This is a genomic window from Nocardioides oceani (genome assembly GCF_030412965.1).
GTDB lineage: Bacteria > Actinomycetota > Actinomycetes > Propionibacteriales > Nocardioidaceae > Nocardioides > Nocardioides oceani.
In genome coordinates this window covers 1-277 of the sequence record NZ_JAUHJQ010000167.1, presented here as the reverse complement: position 1 = coordinate 277, position 277 = coordinate 1, and the positions used below count along the sequence as shown (strand labels likewise).

Sequence of the window (277 nt, the reverse complement as noted above, 5' to 3'; positions counted from 1 at the left end):
ATCAGTTCGGCGGCGTCCTGGGCATGATGCTCGGTGTCGGCGACGACCAACGCCACCGGCTCGCCGACGAAGCGGACGCGGTCATGGGCGATCGCGGCGCGGAACGGCACGCGAAGCGAGCTGCCGCCCACTCCCTTGAAGAAGGCCATCACCGGCGGCGCCTTCCAGCCGGCGGCCGCCACGTCGGCGCCGGTGACGATGTCCAGCACACCGGGCTGCTTGCGAGCCGCCTCGATGTTGACCTTTACGATCCGGGCGTGGGCGCGGTCGGCGCGCA

Annotated in this window: 1 pseudogene; it reads right to left on the bottom strand. The window is 71.5% G+C overall.

The features are described from left to right. Positions 1–277: pseudogene (locus tag QWY28_RS23700) on the bottom strand (xanthine dehydrogenase family protein molybdopterin-binding subunit); the annotation flags it as partial.